Annotated in this window: 12 protein-coding genes; all 12 read right to left on the bottom strand. The window is 44.6% G+C overall.

The features are described 5' to 3' along the window. Window positions 1-41: 41 nt before the first annotated feature. Window positions 42-1226 (bottom strand): chromate transporter, encoded by a 1185-nt coding sequence (locus tag AC07VK_RS23050; protein ID WP_492963259.1) that lies wholly within the window; start codon window positions 1224-1226, stop codon window positions 42-44. Window positions 1227-1509: 283 nt separating this feature from the next. Further along, window positions 1510-2361, bottom strand: coding sequence for a chromate resistance protein ChrB domain-containing protein (locus AC07VK_RS23055; protein WP_492963257.1), 852 nt, complete (start codon window positions 2359-2361; stop codon window positions 1510-1512). Window positions 2362-2617: 256 nt separating this feature from the next. Next, a complete protein-coding gene (locus AC07VK_RS23060; RefSeq protein WP_492963255.1) occupies window positions 2618-3736 on the bottom strand; it encodes a Gfo/Idh/MocA family protein in 1119 nt (372 codons plus the stop codon). Between the two features lie 134 nt (window positions 3737-3870). Beyond that, window positions 3871-5229 carry a hypothetical protein gene (locus AC07VK_RS23065; RefSeq protein ID WP_492963253.1) on the bottom strand — a complete coding sequence of 453 codons (1359 nt, stop codon included), beginning with the start codon at window positions 5227-5229 and terminating at the stop codon, window positions 3871-3873. 299 nt (window positions 5230-5528) lie between these two features. Next, on the bottom strand, window positions 5529-6785 hold the full coding sequence (locus tag AC07VK_RS23070; RefSeq protein WP_492963251.1) for a serine hydrolase domain-containing protein: 1257 nt from the start codon (window positions 6783-6785) through the stop codon (window positions 5529-5531). 37 nt (window positions 6786-6822) lie between these two features. Continuing rightward, window positions 6823-9702, bottom strand: a complete 2880-nt coding sequence (locus AC07VK_RS23075; protein WP_492963249.1) for a TonB-dependent receptor domain-containing protein — start codon at window positions 9700-9702, stop codon at window positions 6823-6825. 15 nt (window positions 9703-9717) lie between these two features. Next, window positions 9718-10746: an alpha/beta hydrolase gene (locus AC07VK_RS23080; protein ID WP_492963247.1), complete on the bottom strand. Its 1029-nt coding sequence runs from the start codon at window positions 10744-10746 to the stop codon at window positions 9718-9720. Between the two features lie 3 nt (window positions 10747-10749). Then, window positions 10750-11601 (bottom strand): alpha/beta hydrolase fold domain-containing protein, encoded by an 852-nt coding sequence (locus tag AC07VK_RS23085; RefSeq protein ID WP_492963245.1) that lies wholly within the window; start codon window positions 11599-11601, stop codon window positions 10750-10752. Next, a complete protein-coding gene (locus AC07VK_RS23090; RefSeq protein ID WP_492963243.1) occupies window positions 11601-13142 on the bottom strand; it encodes a long-chain-fatty-acid--CoA ligase in 1542 nt (513 codons plus the stop codon). The genes AC07VK_RS23085 and AC07VK_RS23090 overlap by 1 nt, the downstream gene beginning before the upstream one ends. A gap of 106 nt (window positions 13143-13248) precedes the next feature. Continuing rightward, complete coding sequence (locus AC07VK_RS23095; protein WP_492963241.1) at window positions 13249-14121, bottom strand: helix-turn-helix domain-containing protein; 873 nt, start codon at window positions 14119-14121, stop codon at window positions 13249-13251. A gap of 329 nt (window positions 14122-14450) precedes the next feature. Then, on the bottom strand, window positions 14451-15623 hold the full coding sequence (locus tag AC07VK_RS23100; protein ID WP_492963239.1) for an efflux RND transporter periplasmic adaptor subunit: 1173 nt from the start codon (window positions 15621-15623) through the stop codon (window positions 14451-14453). 11 nt (window positions 15624-15634) lie between these two features. After that, window positions 15635-20011: a CusA/CzcA family heavy metal efflux RND transporter gene (locus AC07VK_RS23105; protein WP_492963237.1), complete on the bottom strand. Its 4377-nt coding sequence runs from the start codon at window positions 20009-20011 to the stop codon at window positions 15635-15637. Between the last annotated feature and the right edge of the window lie 75 nt (window positions 20012-20086).

A 20086-nucleotide genomic window follows, 5' to 3' on the forward strand; every position in this document is an offset into this window, starting at 1 on the left:
TTATAATTGAAACGGGGTTTCTTGTTAACATTTTAAATGATTTATATAAATTTGATGAGTAAACCGATAATTGCAGCAGCGCCAATAATGTAGGGTTCCTGAAGTTTTTTGATGTAAATAAGGGCGAGTACTGCTGCTATTGCAATAAACGCTGTTGGGATATCTTTTATAGAACGTAATCCGATTACAATCACCGATCCCACGAGCGCACCTATAACTGCTGCGGTAATCCCATCAACAAATGCTTTGATGCTGGTATTCCTGGCAATCTTCTTAAACGATGGGGCAAGGGCGACCGTAAAAATATAACAGGGAAGAAAAGTTGCAAGGGCAGCCACGCATGCGCCTGGAAAACCTGCTACCAGGTAGCCGATAAAGCCGACTGTAATAACTACCGGTCCGGGGGTAATCATGGCCACCGCCACTGAATCCACAAACTGGTGTTCGGTTAGCCAACCGAATTCCTTAACCACTCCGCCATGCAGGAAAGGCACAATAGCGAGTCCGCTGCCGAAAACAAAAGCACCCGCTTTGGCAAAAAACCAACCTATTTCCTGCAGTGTTTTGCTGTCATAGTTCCAGAAGCCTGTACTGATCAGAATGCCGACAGGGAGCGTTGTCGGTTTTTTGATCCATTGCGGCGGGGCTTTGATCAGCATATACAGTATGCCACAACCGAGAAAAAGCAATACCTCTTCCCTTTCGGTAATTACCGTAATTATGATCCCAATGACATAAAAAAGCCATAACAGCCACTTGGATTTCATGGCCGTAAGCTCAAACTTGCTAATGGATTTTATGGTCAGTTTATAGGCGCTCATGGCTATAATACCGATTACCGCAGCACCAACCCCGTAAAAAACGGCCTGCATCCAGGTTAAGCCTCCGTATAACTGGTAAGCCATACCCAATAACACCACCATAATAAAAGAAGGGAGTACAAAGGCCAGCCCGGTAAGGGTAGCACCTAACAATCCATAATGCACAAAGCCAATGTAGATACCCAGTTGTGCCGCCAAAGGCCCAGGGGCCAGTTGGGCAAGCGCAAGCCCCTCTTTATACTCTTCTTCACTCAGCCATTTTTTTTCCTCTACCAAATCCCTTTGCATATAACCAACCAATGCCACCGGTCCCCCAAATCCCCAGGTGCCGAGTTTGAGAAAATATTTTGTAATCTCTGCCAGACTGTAAGCTGGTCTTTCCTTTATTATGGGGTGCTTTTCCATGTATGTTTTTCTGATTGTACCTATTTCGCCCAGCTGTACAGGGCATAGCGCACCATTCCCTGTACAGGCATTTCATAATCATGATTAAAATTGTAAGATAGCCCTGTATTTACGGGCAAGGGAATAGCGCTCGCTTTTCAATTAGTGAGACCATCGCTGTTCCCAGCAATGCTCCACCCTGAATCAGCCGTCTGCGGGATATATTATGATCTTCCATGGCTCTGTATGTACTTGACAGTACAATATTAGACAACGAGAAACCCCAAAAATTGTACGGATTTGACTATTTTGTATCCTTTTTACCTTTAAGCAGGTTTTTTCGGAACGCGGATGGATTTTCCCCGGTCTGCTTCTTGAAAATCCGGTTAAAATGGCTCTGATCGGAAAATCCGGTCAGGTAGGCAATTTCGGTAAGGGTATAAGAAGGCGTCTGCATTAAGACAACTGCTTTTTCGATGCGCATTTTACGGATGTAGTCGCCAAAAGAAAGGTTGTCAAAATACCGGGAAAATTCCCTGGATAGATAGGCCGGATTGATTTCCAATTCATCTGATGCCTGCTGCAGGCTCATGCTCATATTGGTATCCATCTGGTCCTGGATCATCTCTTTGAGTGCTCTGGTCCATTCGGGTGCTTTTTTGGAACTGGATTTCAGGTAACGGTTGTATACATCAAGCAAAAGATGCTCTACCGGCGATTGGGTATGCTTTTGATCATGCAGGTGTTTTGCCCAGGTGTAAAGGCCATCGTATACCTTTATCCCAAGTTCGAGCAGCTCCTGATCATCGGTGATGTTACGGGAAAGACCGAGAAAAATAGCAGAAAGACCAGCCGCCTGCGGCGCAAAATCAAGCCTGTCGGTATCTGCTCCACGAATAATTGCGGCCATACGGTCGAGGGCTACATCTTTTAACCCATGCTTTTTCAAAAAATAATCAAAGGTACATTGGTCATCATAGTGGCTGTATTCTACACCTGGCAGGTCAAAAGGAATAGCTCCAAGCTCACTTGCGGTAATGATTACTTTTTCAAACGGCACATAGATAATCTCTGCTTCAGGGTCTATAAACCTTCTGATCAGCCATGGGCAGGCAATACGGTCAATTTTCGGTCTTTCTCTTGTAATCCACTTCATGTTTGGACAGATATGGGTATGCTTGCAAAGTTAATTGCTAATAACCAGAATACCTGTTCATTATTTATGAATGCTAACAATTATTTGCCTGAAGTTTATAACCACCTGATCTTCAAACAGCCTCTCTTTTTTAAAAGTTTTCTTTTTACTTGAAGACTAATGCATGATGGCACTAAAAAAGGCCTTGAAGCTATTTCGCCGGGACCTTGCAGGGCAAAAGGCACCTATTACACCATAAATCTGCTTTAGCCCATTTCTAAGCAGTTAGTTTGACCTGTTTTCCTGTTTTTACGGCCTGGTAGATGGCATCAATAATTTTAAGATCTTTCAAACCTTCTTCACCGTTTACAGGCACTACCGGCTTATTATCTTCAAAAATAATAGTTGCCATTTCATCCATCTGTACAGTTTGATGCGTAGTTATGGGCTGCGTGAGTTCACCCTGATGTGTTCTACCCTTAATTGGACCATAACCCGTAGAAGGTTGCATTTCTGCAAATCCTTTGTCGCCGCTCATAAAAAATCTATCCAGGTGATTGATGTTATAACTAGACAAGCAGGAGGCTACGGCACCACTCGGGAAACCCAATTGAAATTGTATGGTTTCATCTACACCTTCTTTAAACTTTACAGGGTCGGTCTTGGTTTCCTGAGCAGTTACCCAGATCGGTTCTTCGCCTATCATATACCTGGCTCCGTTAATTGCATAGATTCCAATATCCATCATAGATCCCCCGCCTGCGAGCGCTTTGTTTAATCGCCATTGTGCGGGATCGCCTGCTTTAAAACCACATTGTCCCTGGAAAAACCTGATTTTGCCGAATTCGCCCGCATTTCTCATTCGGATTACCTCGAGTGTGCGGGGTTCAAAATGCAGCCTGTAGCCAACCAATAACTTCACATTTGCTTTTTTACAAGCATCAAGCATTTCTTGTCCCTCTTTGGCATTCAATGCCATCGGTTTCTCGCATATGGCATGTTTCCCTGCTTTTGCTACCCGGATAACCTGACTATGGTGCAGTGCATTTGGCGTAATCACATAAATCGCATCTATATCCGGATTATTTTTTACCTGATCGAAGTTGTCGTAGTTATAACAATTCTTTTCCGGGATGTTGTACTTCGTTTGCCATTCTTTAATTTTTGAAGGTGTACCACTAATTACACCTACCAGCTTCGCCTTGGTACAGGCCTTCATCGCTTCTGCTACACGGGAGCCGTATCCACCTAAACCCATGATGGCTACCCGGAGTACCCTACCCTGGTAAGGCTGTTCGATCTGGTCAAAAGCGTTGGCAAATGCCGATATCGATCCCAATTGCAGCATCAATGCTGATGCACCCATTTTTTGTAGAAAATCTCTTCTGGTATTCATATTTATCCTGTGGCTAGGTACCTATACAGCAAAAATTTAAGCAATATATGCAATTACCCATTTTTACCGCTTAATTAACTGATTTACTTCATGATACCTAACACCTGTCAGTTACATTTAGTTTTCACGATATGCTAATTAGTAAGTTCAATAAGGATACCAGATATTGTCCAGATGCTGCATGCAAGCCCTAGCAACAAGCAGTACAACACAATGTCGACTTCCTTTCTCAACTTGACCCCAAAAACGGCAACAAGCATGAGCGGGCAAGTTGCCATAAAAATGAAAACAATTGCTGCCAGGGTGTCAAAGATATCCGGGCTATAATCCATGAGTAATATGGTCACACCAAGGTATGATAGCCATACAAAAATTGGCGAGACCAGGCATAATAGCCATTTCCAATGCAATTTGAGCGCAAGCTGGTGAGGAAAGGTCTTGCGATAGTTTCTGCGTAACACGAAGATAATGCCAACCATGCACAGTGCCAGCATTCCAATCTTGATGTAGGTATTCCTAATGCTGTCTGCCCGGGTGTTGATACTGGTCGAGGAAACCAACTTACCATCGCGTAATTGCTCAACCCGGGTTCGTTCTCCCTTTACAATGGTTTGTTTAATTACCGTATTACTTATACTATCCTTAATGGTCCAAATAGAGTCTTCAATACCCATTTTGTAGAAGCCTTCAATAATCAACTTGCCGTTTTTTGTCCTGGTGAATCTGCCATCCAGCCTTCCGCCCTTAAACCTTAAAGAATCTTGGCCCTGTGGGGTCTCAACGGCCAAAGCAGTAATTTCTCCCGGAGGCATCAGGCTTGTGCTATCTCCTATTCTTGCTAAGGTGTTCCCGTCAAGATCTGCGAGCGAACGGTTCTTATTGTAATCATCATCTATAACAGGCTTGCTGATATACTGATGGTTAACCTTGACAACGAGCAACGAATCCTTCCTGTAAAATTCAAATTCATCATAAAGCTTAACATCTGGTGTTACAGCAGACCGCAAAAGCACATATTGAGGATGATCAAAAGACTGGATATACTTCTGCATACTGGTGGCGCAGAAAGAGAAAATGGCAACAAGTGCAATAAACGCAGTGCCCAGGCGAGCCAATATCGAATTATTTATCACGAGCTGCGTTCTACCTTTGAGATGCAACCAGCCCCAAAACAGCACAGGTAAGGCAAACAAATCGGTAGGATCAACCGTCCGCTCGATGGGAAAGATGGTATTCATTAATTCAATCAGTCCGGAAGCATATTCACTTTTCCAGAAAACGAACAATATGCCACTGATAATAAAGACCCACGATTTAAATTTAGGGAAGACGGCCGACCAAAAAATCGGAAAAATAAATAGTCCACAGAAATCGGAAAGTTTACCGGTAAGCGCATTATGAAAAGTAGCTTTCAGCAGGAAGTCGTTGAGGATCAAGAGCACAAGGCAAAAGATAAAAAGCGGCGACAAGAGATTTTTTAAACGTTCATACATGCTTCCTGAGGTTGGTTACCTATTAATACGAAATTAGTTGTTTAGTAACCTTTGAACAGATCTGATTCATAAAATAAAAGAGGATCTGGCCTGTTGCATCTTCCAAAATTGCAAGAAGGATATGGATCTTTAGGGAGATCAAATATGCAGAACGGTGCAGACCAGACAGGCATAGCGAAAGCACCACAGTTGAAAAAATTTATTACCTTGTTGACCAACAAAGCTGCACTTCAGACCATTAATAATAGGTTTAATCGCGCTTATCGCAGCATCGACAAACGGTTTCCTCTGGCAGATTATTAATTTAGTGCCTGATAAACCAGCACTTTATATTTGTCGCTGAGTTCACTATGTTTAAAGGGCCACTGCTGGAGGAATAAAAGGCCTGAAAGTTTTTCTTTTGGATCGGCCCAATACGAGGTTGCGAAAAAACCTCCCCAGGAAATGCTTCCTTCAGATAAGCCTAATTTGCCACTTCCCTTAGCCGTTGTAAGCTGAAAACCAATTCCGAACTTATCATCACCCAGTGAGATATCCCCGATCTGGTTCCTGGTCATCAGATCAACAGTATGCCTTGCCAGCAGTTGCTTACCTTGATAATTCCCTTTATTGATAAACAGTTGCAGGAAAGCAGCGTAATCAGTTATGGTAGATACCAAACCGGCCCCACCTGCGAAATAACCATTGTTATTTACCGGATAATTTATCGAACTACCCGGAAATGTACCATCAACCCATTTAACGGGCTTACGGGTCTTCGCATCTTCGGTATATGCAGTTACCAATCTACTCCTTTTGGTTTCAGGCAGATGAAAATAGGTATCGTTCATCCCCAGGGGTGCAAATATTCTTTCGGCAAAGAACCTGTCTAAGGACATGCCGGAAGCGACCTCCACCAGCCTTCCCAGAACATCAATACTTAAACTATAGTTAAAACGTTCGCCAGGGTTATATTCCAGCGGCAAAGTACCCAGTTTATTCACAGCATCAGCCAAAAGCTGCTGATGGTCCGAAAATCCGGCCTGTATGCCAGCTTTGGCATAAATGGCCTGCATTTTGGCCGAACCGATCTGTGCATAACCTAATCCGGAAGTGTGCGTAAGCAGATCCCTGATGGTAATTTCGCGTTTAGCAGGCAGGGTGGTATAACTGCTGTCCTTTTCGTTAAACTTATCGAGCACTTTGGGCCTGGCAAATGAGGGAATATATTTAGAGACCGGATCATCAAGCAGGAACTTTCCCTCCTCCCACAACATCATCACCGCTGTACTGGTTATGGCTTTGGTTTGGGATGCAATACGAAATATAGCATCTTTATGCATCGGCCTGCCTTTTTCTTTATCGTCCATACCAAATGCTTTAAAATAGGCTGGCTTCCCATCCTTCATTACCAGGCATACTGCCCCCACAATCCAGTTGCTATCGATGTAACTTTGAACCACACGGTCTATCCGGGCTAAACGCTCAGGATGAAAGGCACCGGAATGGACCGCCTGCTGTGCGTGCAGCGACAAACACATGGTGGTAATGGAGAGGAACAGGAGTATACGTTTCATAAGACCGATATTGTTAATATCAAATATAGCTAACTAATTAAAACTTGTACGAAGCCGTTAAGTAATAAGCCCTTGGTGGGTTGGAAATGGTAAAATAAGGTGTATTATTGGCCACCACAGCATCAAACTGTGCCTTATTAAAGCTTCCTGCCCCACTTAACTGTGTTAACAGGTTTCCGGGCCGGGCCCAGCTCATTACCTGATAATTATTGAACAGGTTATTGATGTTTGCGCTTAAAGTTATTTTACGTGTGAGGTTGTACCCTGCGCCGATATCAAAATTGGAGAAGGAAGGCAGGTAAAACACGTTAGGGGCGTTGGCCTGTCTTTTGCCAAGATAAGACCAGGTGAGAAAAAGATAGAGTTTATCATTGTGATAAGTGGATGTAATGCGTGATATGATCCTAGCATTGTTATCTGTTTCGTTACCTGAATAAGATATTTTGGTGTCGTCTGCTATTCCAGGGCCATTGGCTACCCAATATTCTGCCTCCACAATTTTGGAACGCTGAAAGGTTGCAACAGCCCTCAGGCTTAAGGTTTTGGTCAGGTTATAATCGCCTTCTATCTCTACCCCAAACGTGCGGTACTTGCTATACAGGGAGGGCGTGGTATAAAGTGTTGCATCTGCGTTGGTAAAAATCGAACCGTTTGGCACTCCGCTCAACATGCTGTAAAAAGGCGTAATAAATAAATCGAGGTCTTTCCTCCGGGCTTTCAGGCCAAGTTCTACCTGTTCGGTGGTACGTACTTCAGGATTTAACAAAGCCACTGTTTCGGGCCTGTTGGCCGCAAAATATACATCCATATCCGGTGATTTTTTACCTCTTGAGTAACGGGTGTATACTGCTGTATTGTCATCGAACTTATAATTGAGTGCACCTGAAAAAGAGAAAGTATTTAATCTTTTTTCAAATTCTACCGAGCTGATACGATCGAGCGTATTGTTATTGAAGAAGGTTTTCGGATCATTATCGGTTCCGCCCTGCAAACCGGTTTTAAAGTAAGTACGCTGGTTATGCGCCTCTACTTTGGCTGTTTCGTACCTTCCTCCCCAATCAAAGGTCAGTTTATCGGTCAGGCTCCAGGTTTGGCTGAAGAAAAAGGCGTATTGTGCCTGCGTTACGTTAAAATCAAGAAAGCCGCCTGTGTCGCCGTTAGCCTGTGCAATTCCTTCAGCATTAGTTACCTGATGAACCCCGGTAGTGCCACCCAGGGTGCTGCCCGTAAAGGTAAGATTTACGAGTTTTGGCCGGTTTTCGATGGTACCCAAAGCAACTCCATTAATTCCGGAGAAGCGGTGGGCTTTCGATCTTCCATAGTACATCCCTGCGTTAAAGCTCATATTTTTAAGCTTTTTATTAACGGCAAACTGGTTGATAACCTCATTCACCTGATTCTCATAACTGCCCAATACAGAAAAATAAAGGGAATGCGGGCTTACGCCCTGTCCTGGCAATACATCCTTAACGATCGTGTAAGCCGGCAAACCGCCCGGTCCGGGTGCTGCATTGATGCTCATTAGTTCAGTTCCGGTTTTGGCATCCTTGAACGAATAGTTCCCAAATCCAAGTCCGGTCATCCCTGAAAGCAGAAAATAACTGCTAAAATCGGTACCACTCATAATTGAGCCGTTTGTGGTATTGTAATTGATATCATTCCGGGAGTAGCGGAAAGCATTGCTGAGCGACCAGCCTTTGCCCAACTGCTGTTCCCACAAGGCTCCTATCGATTTATATTTGCTTTCTACCACATTAGCCGGATTTAAAGAGATATCGCCCCCTCCGATATACCGTGGGGAGGTAAAATCAAATTTAGGCATCAGGATCGTTGAAAATATATCGAATCCTTCACTTGGTTTTGGGTCTGAGAAACTGTTGGTAGGCAGTAACTGGGCATATCCGTTTTTATCATGAAGGTATTTACCGATTATTTTTAGGGAACCGGTTTTATATTTCTTTAAAAGGTTTGCCTTGATCTGTCCACCCTTATTAATGGGATAGCCCGGGTAGCGGCCAGTTTGATCATAGCGGTAAAAACCACCGATATTGTAAAACCAGTTATCTTTGATCGGACCGCCCAGATCCAGATCAATGCGTGCGAGCGGATTACCGCCATCACTTCCCTGAAAGCCATATTTGGTTCTGAATTCGCCCTCAAAGGTATTACCTCCGGTTTTAGAAACATAATTAAAGATCCCGCCTGGCGCATTGGCCGCCGTAACTGAGGCCGTTCCGCCCCGTACAGCTTCTAAACGGGCCAGGGTTGCATCTGGCCTGAGGAAAAAATCGGGTCCATAACTGAAATAGGTAATATTGGTTACCGGGATTCCATCTTCCTGCATCGAAACATATTCATACCCAAAACTACCGTCTTGCGAACCTGCGGTGATGCCGCGTGAGGCAACACTGTTCCTGATCTCACCATTTGATGAATTTACAAATACGCCTGGTGCATTTTTTAAAAGGTCGGCAGCACTTGCCGGTACAGTACGTTCAATCTGTGCACTGTTTAAGGTGGTAATGGCTACGGAAGCATCAATACGTTTTCGCTTATCGAACATTCCGGTAACCACCACTTCATCCATGGTATTCACCGCTGTTGTCATCCTGATCACCGCTTTAGCGTTGGCTAACAAAGCTATTTCCCGGGTTACAAAACCCAAAAAAGAAACGGTTGCAGTTTCCTTTGGGGCACTGATATTGGCAAAAACAAATTCACCGTTCTGGTCGGTAGTCGTGCTTCGTCCGGTTATTTTCAGTTTAATACTTGCACCGGGAATAGCATTTCCCTGCTCGTCGGTAACTTTACCTGAAAAAGTGTTGATTTGAGCGTTGCATATACCAGCAAACAGCAACATGGCCAAAAGCATAAAAAGCTTACCGTAGTTTAGATTGTTGTGTAATTTTCTTTTCATAACCGATAGTTTATATTATTGGTTCAGTAGTTTTTTTGCCATGTAGTAGAGTTCTGTATTTGCCCGTTCAGGAACAAAGCCATGAGGGTATCCGGCGTAATTGTGCAGCTCTGTAAATATTCCCGCATCAATAAGTCTTTGCGCATATAAAAGTGCACCATCCCTCAAAGGATCGACGCCACAGGTTAAAATATAGGTTGGCGGCAGGCCCTTTAAATTTTGGGTCAGCCCGGGCAGTGCATGTTCAGGAACATTTTTATACTGTTTTTCGCCAAGATAATATTTTAGGTAGCGGGGCATGTCGGCTCCCTTAACACCGGGAATATTCCATAACTCCACTACCGACACATGGGTTGTATCCATATCTGCAGGAGGAAAAACCAGCAGTTGGGCTTTTATTTTCGGGCCTTTTTCTGCCCTGGCCTTAAGTACGATGCTTCCTGCAATTGCTGCTCCGGCACTTCCGCCGCCCACACCAACTTTAGCGGTATCTATCCCATAAGTTTTTGCATTGGAAATACCCCAGAGCAGGGTTGAATAACCATCGTTCACCCCGGCCGGAAATACATGTTCGGGGGCAAGCCTGTAATCGACCGATATGACCACTACCTGGGAGCGGATACTCATCGTAGCGCAGGCTTGGTGATCACTGGTAAGATTTCCCGCTATAAAACCACCGCCATGAAACCAAACCAGTAATGGAACATTCCCGTTGGCGTACTTTGGCCGGTAAACCCGTATGGGCACCAGCGGATCGCCTTTTTCCAGCCCTGGTATATTCAGGTCGGAAATTTCTACACTATCTGCGTTTTTAAGCTTAGGCGTTGGACGTGCCTTATCCGCTTTTCTTGCATTGGCAATAAAGGTACTATCAAGTTTTGAAACAGGCCCGAAGGCGAGTAATTTGATTTCCGGCGATAAGCGGGTACTCACCTCTGCTGCAGTAAGGGGCCTCACTGTGTTTTTCTGTTTTTTTGTCTGCTGTGCGAAAACGGCTGTACATGCCATTAGCATGACCAGGGACAATGTGCTTAATCTGTTCATATTTTATCTTTTTTGTCCGTATTTTTTGAGCCATGCAGCAGCAGCCTGGTATAATTTTAGCTTTTCCTGCGGTTTTTTATCCAGATCATGTGCCAGGCCTTGCACTTCAATAAATTTCACAGGAACATGCATACGCTGAAGTTTTTGGGCCAGCTGCTGCGACTGGATAACTTTTACAACCGGATCGATGGTTCCATGCGCAATGAAAGTAGGGATGTTTTTAACATGGGTATAAGGACTTGCCAATGAAAAACTTGCTGGCACATGGCTAACACCCGTAAAGCGGTCGCCAGTAATTTTTTCTACCAATCCTATCAGTCCTGCCTTTACACAATAATTCAGTGTAGCGGTATCAGTAAAGTTATTGGGGCCACTGAAATCTACTATGGCATTTATTTTTCTTTGTGTGGTATACCCATACAAAAGTGCCAGATGTGCCCCCGAGCTAAAACCTGCAATACTAAAACCATCCGCACGGGTATTCCATTGACCGGCATGGTCTGCACAATACTTTACCGCGCTGTCTACATCCTCCATTATCTGTTTATAATGAACAGTAGAATCATTGGCATACCTATGGTTAATATTAACTGAAGCAATACCTTGGCTAAGCAGGTACTGCTGAAAATCCCTGACATATTCCTTGCCGGCCTGCACCCATGCACCGCCATGGATCAGGATCACAAAAGGTGTTTTGGGTGCCCGGCCCGGTGGAAGGTAAACATCCATGAGGTTACGTTCAAAACTTCCATATTTTACATCTTTGAGCTTTACGGTATCTCGCTGTGCCATGGCATCCATTGATCCCAGCAGAAAGAAAATAAGCACTTTTATCAGAATGGTCTTTTTCATCATTATAAATTATTTTTCAGTTCTTTTTTAAGCAGTTTTCCGGTAGCAGTTAAAGGCAATACCGCTCTAAATTCCACATAGCGGGGACACTTATAAGAGGCCAGCATCGCCCTGCACCAGTCGATAATCTCTCTTTCAGCAACCTGCTGGTTTTCTTTTAATACAATAAATGCTTTTACTTCTTCACCAAGTTTATCATCCGGTACGCCCACAACAGCGGCAAGCGATACTGCCGGATGCTTCATCATCACCTCTTCTACTTCTCTTGGATAAATATTCATACCACCTCTGATGATCATATCTTTTAGTCTGTCAACAATGAAATAGAAGCCATCGCCATCTTTTATGGCAATATCACCAGAGTGCAGCCAGCCGTTGCGCAGTACTTCCCGGGTTTCATCCGGCCTGCGGAAATAGCCTTTCATCACATTATGCCCTTTGTAGATCAGCTCTCCTTTTTCACCGTTTGCAACCTCTTGACCTTCCTGATCGATTATTTTTACGCAGACACCCCAAACCGGGGTTCCGATAGATCCGGGTTTGCGCCCGATCTTTGGATCGTTGAAGGTGACTACCGGGGAGCCTTCGCTCATCCCATATCCTTCCTGCACCTGAACACTGAACCTTTGCTCAAAACCCTCAAGTACAGCCAGTGGCAGAGAAGCTCCGCCAGAAATGCAGATCCGCAAAGCATTCCCCACCTGCTGGTCAGTGATTTCGGGATGGATATAGCTGGCCATTACCCAGTACATTGTGGGCACGCCTGCAAAGATGCTTACCTGATGTTTATTGATATTTTCGATAACATCTTTCGCATCAAACCGAGGCAAAAGGATACCATGAGCTGCCCTGTAAAGGCCCGCATTCATCAACACCGTCATACCGAATACATGGAATAACGGAAGAACAATCAATTGGACGTCTGTTTGGGAAAGGGAAAACAATTCAGCCGAGAGAACGGCATTGCAATAAAGATTGATATGGGTAAGTTCTGCGCCTTTTGGCCTTCCTGTAGTTCCTGATGTATAAATAATCACAGCCGTATCTTCTGCATCAGTAACGCAGCTATCAAAGGCTTCATCTTCTCCGGCCATCAGTTCAGCTAACGTATAACTTCTTTCCCCGACAGGCTTGTCAGCACCGATCAAAACAAAATCCCTGCAGCCAGGTACCTCATCGAAAGCATTCCAGCCTAATTTTCCAACTGGCATTTCTGGAGTTCCTTCAAAACAAAAATAAAACGCTGCCTGGGAGTCTTGAAGGTGGTATTTTATTTCATCAGACTTAAGGAGGATATTCAATGGAACCATTACAGCACCTGTTTTTAGCACTGCATAATAAATAACGGGAAACCAGATGCAGTTTGGGCAAGTCATGGCCACCTTTTCACCTTCACGGATGCCTAATTTTTTAAGTGCGTTGGCTAGCTGGTTGGCCATAACATTTACCTGGTGAAAAGTAAAATCAGTGCTGCCGGAACTGAAGGCCAGACGGGTTCCGAATCTTGAGGCACTATCCTCCAAAAGCACAGATAAATTCAGCATAAAAATAGTTGGTTAGCGGCAAGTTTTGCTTGCTGATATGAAACTAATTATTATGCATGCATTATAAAAATCGAAACGGGAATTAATTCAGTCGAAACGGGAATTTCTATATTTTACCGTAATAACGCTTAAAAAGCATTTCGAAATACCTGATATTGGTATAGCCCAAACTCCTTGCAGCTTCGGCAAGATCAACATGGTTTTCGGCAACCAATAGGTTTGCCATCTGGATTTTTTGTTGAATAATATATTGACGGATCGGGAGTCCGTATACTTTTTTAAAATCCCTTTTAAGATCACACTCATTCAGTCCAACCCAACGGCTCAGCTGCAAAACGCTTATTTCTGTGTCCATGTTAGACATGATCCGGGTATGTGCTTCCCTTATACTGTCCAGACGTCTTTGGGTAAGGCCATCGCTATCAGTAGGTTCTATTTCCTTCTGACTTAAATGGCGGATCAGGTAATATATAAATTCCGTCAACTTGGCGTCCAGAAGCATGGTATTGGAAAAGTCACGGGCGGAAATTTTAAAGAGTTGCTTGATGAGCTGTTTAACTTGAGGATGATGTGCACAGCTTAGAAACCGTCTGCTTAACTCCGTTATACCTCCTGTAAAGTATGCCTCCGGAATAAAAAACCGTATTCCATCAACACGGGTAATTTCCCAGCCAAATTTCTTAGCGCCTTCCAACGCAGCGGAATGTAAGAGCTGGTCTTCATTGCTGATCCGAAAATCGATCAACCCGCGCTGTCCGACCGGGTCGGGAGAATAAAATTGTGTAGGTTCATTAAAATCCCAGATGCCGCGAAAAAAATGGATGTCGTTTTTGATAAAAACCTGAACAAATCCAGTCCCCATATGCTCTGGAAGCATAATGCTCTTGGACGACCAGGTATCTCTTGAGGAAAAACCGTACTTCGTGGTCAGTTCCTGTAGATATTTCGTTGGGTCAGCGTAGGGCAATAACAACTGCATGCTAGTATATTTGGTCTACTGCAAGTTACGATTTTTCTGATCAAAACAGAACGGGAAAGCGGTCTGATATTCGCATATCACTGTTGTATGGTTAATGCGATAATACCGTATTGATTTAAGACATATTGTGTTGTTTCCACGGAAAGTGCGCAGATCCTTTCCATACGGCGGTATAAATTGATATGCGGCCTAAAGAGAAGACCACATATCAATCATGAATTTATCATCAATTGCAAATAGAACTAGCGGGTACCAAACGTGTAAACGGATCTTTTAAAAATAAACTGTTATCCATGGCATCAATTTCCACCAGCTATAAAGCTTAACACTTAATGCTCCTCACCTTCTTCTTCGGCATTCTTAACCTTGCTCAACAGATCGTAGGCGCCTTTTGTTACCACCTTCACATCACTGATCTGCCCGGCGAAAGAAACCTGGGTGTAACCATTTTCGGCAACTCCTGTTTTTACTTCCATCATCCTGTACCGATAAGTGTTACTGCCCTTATCAGCAGGCTGATCTATAAACACGAACTTTTTGCCTTCAAATTCAACAATTGCCGCATCAGGTAGTGCTTCAACCTTGTTCATTCCGCTTTCTACATAAGCCTTAAGGTACATACCCGGAAGCAATTGTGTATCCTCCTTATCCAGGTGGCAGTGAATTTGCACGGTACGCTCTTTGCTAATTTCCCGGCCAATGAGATAAACCGTAGCCATGCGTTCCTTTTCCTCGTTAGCCAGTACAAAGCGGACTTTCTGCCCCAGCTTAAGCTTGGGTACATCTTTTTCAAATACCGTAAGCTCTGCATGCAGGTGCTCGGTATCGGCAATTTTGAACAGTACATCGGTGGTGCTGGCAAAGGCACCTATATTGGTATTAACCTGCGTAACATAACCCGCCATTGGTGTATAGAGGTTGAAGGTTTTCTGGATCTGTCCTTTTTCCAGTGCTGAAAAACTGATGTTCATAATGGAAAGTTTTGAACGCTGCCCCAGCAATCTTGCACTCACACTCTGGTATTCGCTCCTTGCTTTCTGCAATGCTTTTTTGGAATTTACGTTTTCCTTTGCCAATTCCTCCTGGCGGTCTAACTCCTGCTTTAAAAATTGCAGCTGGCTTTTATAGTCCAGATAATCTTGTTGCATCTGGATAAATTCAGGATTCTGCATTACGGCTACAAGCGCCCCTTTGGCTACCCGTTTTCCCTGCAACATATCGGTACTTTTTACAATCCCTTCCAGCGGTGTGGAAATAGATACCAGGCTTTGCGGGGGAAGGTCGAGCATGCCGTTTACTTTCGTTGTTCCGCTTAATTCCTTTAGCTCAATGGCTCCCAACGTAATTTCTGATAGCTTGTGCTGCTCTGGGGTAAGGGTTACGATATCGCGCTCTTCGTGAACGGGCTCTTTTTCGGGCGCCTTCTCCGAGTTGGGACTGCTACAGCCAGCCAGATAAAATGGAAAGGATAACAGGATAAAATATTTATATATGGATCTCATGAGATTTGTACTTAAAATGATTTGTTGTTACCGGTTAAAAATTCTATCTGATTGATGCTCTGGCTTAACTGGAGCAGGGCCATCAGCCGCCCTTCGTAAATACCATTCGCCTGTTTAAGGTTCAACAGGTATTCCGAATAGCCTATTTCGCCGTTCTGATAGGCAATACGGCTGTTTTTCAATATCAGTGCTGCATTGGCCAGGGCCGAAGTAATAAAATAGTCGTAACGTTTCCTGTTTTTCAGGTATTCGCCCAGGGCCTGCTGGTACTGGCCTGTTAGTTTTCGCTGCTGGAGTTCCAGGTCGTTCGAAGCAATATCCTTGTTAATGGATGCAGCCTTTGCCTTCGCCGAATAGGCCCGGTAAAATAGTGGAACGGAAAGCCCCACCTGAAAGCCCTGAAAACGTTTGTCGCGGCCAAAGAAAACATCATTGCCATTAACGTTTTGAAAACCGGTTAGCGACTGGTTAAAATAGCCTAGCGTAAAATCGGGAAGTACTTTGGCCAATTCTACTTTGCGCTGCTTTTCGGCAATAACAATCTGTTGCCTGAAATAGGCAATGGCTGGATTTTCGTCTAGAAGCGCCGTATCTCCGATCGAAATCTCGGGTGTTTCCCTTAAAAACTTGTCGGCAATTAGGGGCAGCCCGCCCTTGCCAAGAAGCGTAGCAAGCTGCGTTTTATAAATTTCGATATCAGACCGGTCTTGATCGAGCAGGTTCTGTACCTCCTTAAGCTGCGTCTCAGCGGCTACTTTTTCGAGCAGGTTTCCCTCCCCTGTTTTGTACTTCAGCGAAGCCGATTTTACAAATCCCTTGTAGATGCTGTCTTGCTCGAGCAGCAGTTTTTCCTTCGAATAGAGGTACTGAAGATTGGTATAAACCGTCTTCACCTGAAAAATGAGTTCGTTTTTACTTGAAGCCACCTGAAGCTGGCCAGCTTTGATACGTTCATCTCCTAATGCCGCATTTGCAGCAAAAAGTGTTGGGAAGGGAATGCTTTGCGAAACGGTAAAGTTGTTGTCGTTTTTAACGAGACTGTTATACTGTCCATAAAGCAAAGACACTTCGGTTTTGGGCATTTCGAAAGCGCTTTTCCTGAGCGCCTGCTGCAGCCCTACACCAAGGTTAGCTCCGCTAATCGCCCTGTTGTTTTCCAGTGCCGAAGATACCGCCTGTTCAAGGGTTAACGCAGTTTGTGCCTTAGCGGGCTGCAATCCAAACAAGGCAATAAACATAATGATTATACCTGCTACGGGAGCAATTCTTACTTTTTTGCGTCCTATTTTTTCTACCCAGATATAAAGCACCGGAAGTACCAAAAGGGTCAACAGTGTTGCAGAGATCAGTCCACCAATAACAACCGTTGCCAATGGACGCTGCACTTCAGCACCGCTGCCACCCGAGATAGCCATTGGAAGAAAGCCCAAAGAGGCTACAAGGGCCGTCATAATCACCGGGCGAAGCCTAACCGAAGTTCCTGTTCTGATAATTTCGAGAATATCGTTCATTCCTTCTTTTTTTAACCTGTTAAATTCACTGATCAGTACGATACCATTCAGTACCGCCACGCCAAAAAGCGCAATAAAACCGATGCCTGCGGAGATACTAAAGGGCATGCCCCGTGCCCATAGGGCGAACACACCGCCAATGGCCGACAAGGGAATTGCGGTAAAAATTAAAAGCGCATGTTTAATCGATGAAAAAGTAAGGTAAAGCAGTAGTAAAATAAGCAGTAGTGCCAATGGTACGGCAATACCCAATCTTTTGGTGGCTGCCTGCAGGTTCTCAAAAGTGCCGCCAAAGGTTGGATAATATCCTGGTAAAAACTTAACCTCGGTATCAATCTTCTGCTGAATTTCCTTTACAATACTTTCCACATCTCTTCCCCTCACATTAAAGCCAACGGTAATCCGTCGCTTTGCATCATCACGCTGGATCTGGTTTGGTCCTTCCCTATACTGGATATCAGCCAACTGTTCCAGCGGGATCTGGTTTCCATTGGATGCGGTTACAAAGAGGTTCTTCACATCCTCCAGCGATTGCCTGTTTTCTTTTTCCAGGCGGACAACCATATCAAATCGTTTTTCGCCCTCGAATACAAGACCAGCCACTTCACCAGCAAAGCCCGAGCGGATAGCCGTATTCACATCCTCGATGTTCAGTCCGAACTGCGCAATCTTTTCTCTATGAAATTTGATGATGACCTGTGGAAGTCCCGAGGCCTGTTCCACATACACATCCTCGGCACCATCTATTTTTCTGGCTATCGCTCCAATTTTAGCTGCATAGGCACTTAGCTTCGAAAAATCCTCTCCATAGATCTTGATGACCACATCTTGCCTTGCGCCGGTCATGAGTTCATTAAAGCGCATCTGGATGGGCTGCTGAAATCCGAAAGTAACCCCTGGAATATACTGTTCGAGCTTGGCCTGCATTTTGCCTGCAAGCTCGTCTCTCGTCGAAGCATTGGTCCAGTCGCCCTTATCCTTTAAGATAATAATCAGATCACAGGCTTCAACCGGCATGGGGTCGGTTGGAATCTCGCTGGAGCCAATCTTTCCGATTACCTCTTTTACTTCAGGAAAGTTTGCCTTTAATACTTTTGCAGCACGTGTAGCGGCCTCAATGGTCTGAGAAAGGCTGCTTCCGGTAAGTACCCGGGTTTCTACGGCAAAGTCGCCCTCCTCTAGCGTAGGAATAAATTCGGCGCCCAGGTAATTGAAAATAATAAGGCAAATGGCAAATAACCCTACGGCAATGCCCACAACGGCCACCCTTGCCCGAAGTGCAAAATTGAGCATTGGGGTGTACACCTTTTGAAAAAAAGACATAATCCGGTCTGAGATATTTCTTTTGGTGCTGATGGTTTTGTTTAGAAACAGCGCACTCATCATCGGCACATAAGTTAACGACAAGATAAAAGCACCAAGGATAGCAAATGCCACCGTTTGGGCCATTGGCCTAAACATCTTGCCTTCTATACCAACCAGTGCCAGAATAGGTAGGTAAACGATGAGGATAATGATTTCGCCAAAAGCAGCACTGTTACGGATCTTGGAAGCAGATTCAAAAATCTCTGTGTCCATCTCTTGCTGGCTTAACCTGTTTTTGTTTTTTCGGATACCCAGATGGTGGAGAGATGCCTCTACTATAATTACCGCTCCGTCTACAATTAGCCCAAAGTCTATAGCGCCAAGGCTCATCAGGTTTCCGCTGACGCCAAAAAGGTTCATCAGGCATATGGCAAAAAGCATGGCAAGCGGAATAACCGAGGCCACAATCAGTCCGGCACGGAAATTCCCCAAAAGCAGTACCAGTACAAAGATCACAATCAATGCACCTTCTGCCAGGTTTTTAGCCACCGTACCAATGGCACTGTCTACCAGTTTTGTGCGATCGAGGAATGGTTCGATCACCACGCCCTCTGGAAGATTCTTTGCAATCAGATCCATCCGGGTTTTTACGTTTGCAATAACCTTTGAAGAATTGGCACCCTTTAGCATCATTACTACTGCCCCCACTACCTCGCCCTGATCGTTTCTGGTCATGGCACCATACCTGGTGGCCGCACCGATCCGCACTTCTGCTACATTTCGGATCAGCACGGGAATGCTGTTCTCATTGGTCCGTACTACGATGTTCTCAATGTCCTCGATACTATTGATAAGTCCTTCGCTCCTGATAAAATAGGCATTGGGCTTCTTATCGATATAAGATCCGCCAGTGTTCTGGTTGTTTTTTTCAAGTGCCTTAAAAATGTCGCTGATGGAGATATCCATGCTTCTGAGCTTATCAGGATTGAGGGCAATCTCATACTGTTTGAGGTATCCCCCAAAGCTGCTCACATCTGCTATGCCCTCTACGCCCAGGAGCTGACGGCGAACAATCCAGTCTTGAATGGTGCGGAGCTCGGTGGCATCATACTTTTTTTCATATCCTTTTTTGGGATGGATTACATACTGGTAAATCTCTCCCAGTCCGGTTGTTAACGGTGCAACCTCGGGTGTGCCGATCCCTTTCGGAATGGCTCTTTCTACCTCGGCAAGCCTTTCGCTCACCTGTTGGCGGGCCCAGTAAATCTCTACATTTTCCTTAAATACCACTGTCACAACTGAAAGGCCGAACCTGCTAAAGGAACGGATTTCTTCAATCCCGGGAATAGTGGCCATAGTTTGTTCTACCGGGTAGGTTACAAAGCGCTCAATATCTTCCGCGCCGTTACTTGGCGAGGAGGTAATAATCTGGACCTGATTATTGGTAATATCGGGAAGGGCATCTATGGGCAGCTGCCTAATGGAGTATATGCCCCAGGCAATCAGCGCCAGTATCATAATTCCCACCAGCAGTTTCTGCCTGATGGAGAATTGTATTATTCTGTTCAGCATTGTCGTTTAAATCAAAAATCAATAAATAGCAGATATTATTGCACCTCACGGTGCAAAATTGTGCTTGTAAAAAAG

Source organism: Pedobacter sp. GW821-FHT01D05 (genome assembly GCF_059422505.1).

Bases quoted from the DNA above. Each gene is read 5' to 3' on its own strand.
- AC07VK_RS23050 (WP_492963259.1), bottom strand. From the start codon at position 1,226: ATGGAAAAGCACCCCATAATAAAGGAAAGACCAGCTTACAGTCTGGCA.
- AC07VK_RS23055 (WP_492963257.1), bottom strand. From the start codon at position 2,361: ATGAAGTGGATTACAAGAGAAAGACCGAAAATTGACCGTATTGCCTGC.
- AC07VK_RS23060 (WP_492963255.1), bottom strand. From the start codon at position 3,736: ATGAATACCAGAAGAGATTTTCTACAAAAAATGGGTGCATCAGCATTG.
- AC07VK_RS23065 (WP_492963253.1), bottom strand. From the start codon at position 5,229: ATGTATGAACGTTTAAAAAATCTCTTGTCGCCGCTTTTTATCTTTTGC.
- AC07VK_RS23070 (WP_492963251.1), bottom strand. From the start codon at position 6,785: ATGAAACGTATACTCCTGTTCCTCTCCATTACCACCATGTGTTTGTCG.
- AC07VK_RS23075 (WP_492963249.1), bottom strand. From the start codon at position 9,702: ATGAAAAGAAAATTACACAACAATCTAAACTACGGTAAGCTTTTTATG.
- AC07VK_RS23080 (WP_492963247.1), bottom strand. From the start codon at position 10,746: ATGAACAGATTAAGCACATTGTCCCTGGTCATGCTAATGGCATGTACA.
- AC07VK_RS23085 (WP_492963245.1), bottom strand. From the start codon at position 11,601: ATGATGAAAAAGACCATTCTGATAAAAGTGCTTATTTTCTTTCTGCTG.
- AC07VK_RS23090 (WP_492963243.1), bottom strand. From the start codon at position 13,142: ATGCTGAATTTATCTGTGCTTTTGGAGGATAGTGCCTCAAGATTCGGA.
- AC07VK_RS23095 (WP_492963241.1), bottom strand. From the start codon at position 14,121: ATGCAGTTGTTATTGCCCTACGCTGACCCAACGAAATATCTACAGGAA.
- AC07VK_RS23100 (WP_492963239.1), bottom strand. From the start codon at position 15,623: ATGAGATCCATATATAAATATTTTATCCTGTTATCCTTTCCATTTTAT.
- AC07VK_RS23105 (WP_492963237.1), bottom strand. From the start codon at position 20,011: ATGCTGAACAGAATAATACAATTCTCCATCAGGCAGAAACTGCTGGTG.